Below are 375 nucleotides of genomic sequence, written 5' to 3'. Positions count from 1 at the left end.
AGATTACAAGCCGCTTAATTTAGCTTGATGGTGACAACTACCTTGAAAAACTCCGCTACAGTGCATTACACTTCAATTCACGAATCGGAATCAATTTACAAAGGGTTGATAATGTAAGTGGTCAAAATAGAATATCAACGTTAAAATTCTATTTATCATAGGATAAATTTTCAATTGAATAAAACTTTATCACCGCTACGTCTCCAACATGCTCAGTCCTCACGATGATGGCACCACCCCACCCCTACGCGCATTACAACTGTCCTCAGGAGCGGCGCATGGCTGGCAGTTTGCTCCGCGCATCGGTCAGTCTGTGCTGCTTTGTAGTGGTCAACTAATTTAGGACACCTGATAAGAGGTTTTTGTTAAAATAGC

General features: G+C 41.6%; 1 protein-coding gene. It reads left to right on the top strand.

All coding sequences use genetic code 11. The features are described 5' to 3' along the window. Nucleotides 1-208 precede the first annotated feature (208 nt). A complete protein-coding gene (locus EI164_RS17365; RefSeq protein WP_263972684.1) occupies nucleotides 209-343 on the top strand; it encodes a hypothetical protein in 135 nt (44 codons plus the stop codon). Nucleotides 344-375: the final 32 nt, after the last annotated feature.

Source organism: Psychrobacter sp. FME13 (genome assembly GCF_014861395.1).
Taxonomy (GTDB): domain Bacteria; phylum Pseudomonadota; class Gammaproteobacteria; order Pseudomonadales; family Moraxellaceae; genus Psychrobacter.
This window is presented reverse-complemented; position numbering and strand designations above follow the sequence as displayed.